The sequence below is a fragment of the Streptomyces deserti genome (genome assembly GCF_054782695.1).
Window position 1 is genome coordinate 1 of sequence record NZ_BAAGRZ010000085.1, and the last position, 4,467, is coordinate 4,467.

Sequence of the window (4,467 nt, forward strand, 5' to 3'; positions counted from 1 at the left end):
GCGTGAACTCCGTCCGACCCAGCACCTCACCACCGCAGAACATCACGTCCTTCAGCGAACCACCCAACAACCCATCGAACCCGGCACACACCTCATCGAGCGCGGCCGCGAACACCGGGAAGGCCTCGTAGAGTCCGGCACCCATACCGACCCGCTGAGCACCCTGACCCGTGAACAAGAAGGCCGTCTTCCCCGAGCCCACCACACCGGACACCGCACCGGGAGATGCGACTCCCCCGGCGAGATCGGCCAGTCGTGCCACCATCTCGTCGTGGTCGGTGCCGACGACCGCACCACGGCACTCCAGGTGCGCTCGTGAGGTCACCAACGCATGGGCGACGTCGGCCAGATCCGCACCTGGGTGGTCGAGCAACCAGTCCCGCAAGCGGGCCGCCTGCGCGCGCAGACCAGCCTCGCTCTTGGCCGACACCAGCCACGGCGTCACGGTCGTGTTGGTCAGCGGGGTACCGCTGACCGAGGTCGCAGGCTTGGGCGGCGGCTCTTCGAGGATGATGTGGACGTTGGTGCCGCTGATCCCGAACGACGACACGCCCGCTCGGCGGACCCGGTCGGTCGCCGGCCACGGTTCGGGCTCGGTCAGGAGCCGCACCGAGCCGGCCCACCAGTCGACGTGCGGCGACGGCTCGTCCACGTGCAGCGTCCGCGGCAACTGCTGGTGCCGAAGGGCCTGCACCAGCTTGATCACACCGGCAACGCCGGCGGCGGCCTGCGTGTGACCGATGTTCGACTTGATCGACCCGACCCGCAGTGGCTCCGCCCGGTCCTGCCCGTACGCGGCGATCAACGCCTGCGCCTCGATCGGATCGCCCAGCGTCGTCCCGGTGCCGTGCGCCTCGACCGCGTCCACATCCGCGGGCGCCAGACCCGCGTTGGCGAGCGCCTGGGCGATCACGCGTTCCTGGGAAGGGCCGTTGGGCGCGGTCAGACCGTTGCTCGCACCGTCCTGGTTCACCGCACTACCACGGATCACGGCCAGAACGTTGTGCCCGAGCCGCTGAGCATCGGACAGACGCTCCAGCACGACCACACCGACACCCTCGGACCATGCCACACCGTCAGCGGAGGACGAGAACGACTTGCACCGGCCGTCGGGCGACAGGCCGCGCTGCCGTGAGAACTCCACGAACAGCAACGGCGTCGACATCACCGTCACACCACCGACCAGGACGAGGGACGTCTCGCCCTGCCGCAAGGCCTGAGCCGCCATGTGCATCGCCGTCAACGACGACGAACACGCCGTGTCGATCGTGACCGCAGGCCCTTCCAGGCCCAGGGCGTACGCCACGCGTCCCGACACCACACTGCCCGCCGAACCGGTGGCCACATAGCCTTCGGCGGCCGCCGCGGCCGACCGCGCGGTGTGCTCGTAGTCCTGGTACATCACGCCCGCGTACACACCGGTGTCGCTGCCCTGCAACGACGTCGGGGCTATTCCGGCGTTCTCCAGCGCCTCCCACGAGACTTCCAGCAACAGCCGCTGCTGGGGATCCATCGCGGCCGCCTCGCGCGGTCCGATTCCGAAGAAACCGGCGTCGAAATCACCGGCGTTGGCGAGGAATCCGGCCTCGCGGGTGTAGACGGTGCCGGGCTTGTCCGGATCCGGGTCGAACAGGTTGGCCAGGTCCCAGCCGCGGTCCGACGGGAACGCACCGATGCCGTCGCCACCGGATCCCACGAGCTCCCACAGTTGGTCGGCGGATTGGACACCGCCGGGATAGCGGCAGCTCATCCCGACGATCGCGATCGGCTCGTCCACCCGCGTGCGACGGGTGACCTGCCGAGCGCCGGTGTCCGCGCCCTCGATCCGGGAGCGCAGGTACTCCGCCACCGCGGTCGCGGTCGGGTAGTCGAACACCAGTGTTGACGGCAGTGACACACCGCTCGCCTGCGCCAACCTGTTCCGGAACTCCACCGCGCCGAGCGAATCGAACCCTTGCTCGTTGAAGGGGACTTCCGCACCGACCGCGTCCGCGGAAGCGTGCCCGAGCACGGCCGCCGCGCACTCCCGGACGGCGTCGAGGACGATCGCGCCGTGCCCGTCCCGAGGCGCCGCCGCGAGGCGTTGCGCCAGCGTCGCGGTCCTGTCGGCGCGGCGCACCGGGACCGGCGCCACCGCCCGTAGGACATCGGCCAGCGACTCGGCCCGGGCCTGGACGGCCAGCGTCGCGGTGTCGAACTCGACACCGGTCACCGAGACCGCCCCGGCGTGCAGCGACTGGTCGAACAGGTCGAGGCCGTCGGCATCGGCCAGCGGGCGCAGCCCCAGTCGTTCGAGTCGGGTCAGGCCGCCGCGCCCGAGGTCGCGGGTCATCCCACTGCCGGAGTTCCACGGTCCCCAGGCGATCGACACGGCGGGCAGCCCGGCCTCGGCCCGGCACCGCGCCAGGGCGTCCAGCACGCTGTTGGCCGCCGCGTAGTTCCCCTGTCCGGGCGAGCCGAGAACGGCCGCGACCGACGAGAACATCACGAACGCCGACAAGGTCAGGTGCTGCGTGAGTTCGTGCAGGTGCAGCGCAGCATCCGCCTTCGGCGCCAGCACTCGGTCGACCTGCTCGGCGGTCAGCCCTGCGATCGTGCTGTCGTCCACGACACCGGCAGCGTGGATCACCGCCGTCAACGGCAGTTCTGCCGGGATCGCGTCCAGGAGGGCCCGCACCGCATCACGGTCGGACACATCGCAAGCCGCTACCCGCACCCGTGCGCCGAGGCCGGTCAGTTCGGTCACCAGCTCCGCGGCGCCGTCCGCCCGGTCACCTCCACGTGACACCAGCAGCAGGTTCGCCGCACCGTGCTCGGTGACCAGGTGGCGGGCCAGGCGACCGCCGATTCCGCCGGTGCCACCGGTGATCAGCACGGTGCCCGTGCCGAGCGTGGCCTGGGTGTCCACAGCACGTACGGCGCCGCGCGTCAGCCGTGGCACCAGCAGCCTGGTGCCGCGCGCCACGACCTGGGACTCGCCGACACCCAAGGCAGCCGACACCACGTCGGTGGACACGTCACCGTCGTGATCGATCAGCACCATCCGGCCGGGGTGCTCGGACTGGGCACTGCGCACCAGTCCGCGCACCGCGGCGGCGGCGAGATCGGGTGTCTCGCCGGGCAGGCTCGCGCCGTTGCGCGTGAACACGACCAGCCGGGTGTCGGCCAGGCGGTCTTCCGCCAGCCAGGCCCGGATCGTCGCCAGCGTCGCGTGCACACGATCGCGCACCGATCGGTCGGCGGTCTCGGTGCCGGCCTCGACCGTCCACACAAGGACGTCCGCGGGGACCTCGGCGCGGGCCGCGTCTGCCGGGTCGCCGTAGTGCTCGACGGCGCCGGTCACTTCGGGCGAGTCGAGCGCGGCGATCCGCAGCGCGGATGTGGTGGTGGGGGCTTCGGCGTCGGTCCACTGCAGTTCGTACAGCGGTGGCCGGCCGGCCGTCTGTGCGCCGCCCAACGTCTTGGCGTCCACCGCACGGGCGCGCAGGGACTCGACCGTCGCCACGGTTGCACCGGCTTCGTCCACGGCCTGCACCCGCACGCTCTCGCTGCCGGTGCGGGTGATCCTCGCCCGGACGGCGGCAGCACCGGCACGCCGCACTCGCACACCGGTGAACGAGAACGGCAACGGCACCCGTCCCGCGGGCATGTCCTGGGCCAAGGTGTCGATCGCGGCGTGCAGGGTGGCGTCCAGCAGCGCCGGGTGCACCCCGAAACGCGCCGCCGCGTCGCCGGTGGCGTCGTCCAGCGCAACCTCGGCGAAGACGTCCCGGTCACGGCGCCACACAGCACTCACGCCCTGGAAGGCGGGGCCGTATACCACGCCCAACTCGGCGAGTCGGTCGTACAGGTCTTCCGCCGACACCGGTTCCGCGTCGAGCGGGGGCCAGGTGCCCTCGCCGGTGTCCACATACCCGGCACCGGGAGCGGCGACCAGGGCACCGCCGGCGTGCACGACCCATTCGGCGTCCCCGCTGCCCGTGGCGGTACGGGAGTGGATGGAGAACTCGCGACGGCCCTCGTCGTCGGCGCGACCCACGGTGACCTGCACGTCCACCGTCTCGTCGCCGTCGAGCACCAGCGGTGACTCCAACAGGATCTCGTCGATCACCGCTGCGCCAAGGCGTTCACCGGCGGCCAGGGCCATCTCCACGAACCCCGTGCCCGGCAGCAACACCGACCCGAACACCGCATGGTCGGCGATCCAGGGGTGGGTGCTCAGTGACAGCTGACCGGTGAAGACCCACTCGTCCTTGCCCGCGACCGGCACCACACCCGTCAGCAACGGATGATCGAACCGGTCACCGACACTGTCGGCACGGGGCTGCAACCAGTACCGCTCGTGGTTGAAGGCATACGTCGGCAAGGCAACCCGCGAGACCGCGCGTCCGGCGAACAGCGGGCTCCAGTCCACTGCGACACCGGCGGCGTGCGCCTGCGCGAGCATCGTCACGAACTGTTCGGCCT

General features: G+C 71.2%; 1 protein-coding gene. It reads right to left on the bottom strand.

The features are described 5' to 3' along the window. The coding region (locus ACYVMZ_RS39080; RefSeq protein WP_461088045.1) for a type I polyketide synthase at window positions 1–4,285 on the bottom strand (4,285 nt) is incomplete at its 3' end. Window positions 4,286–4,467: the final 182 nt, after the last annotated feature.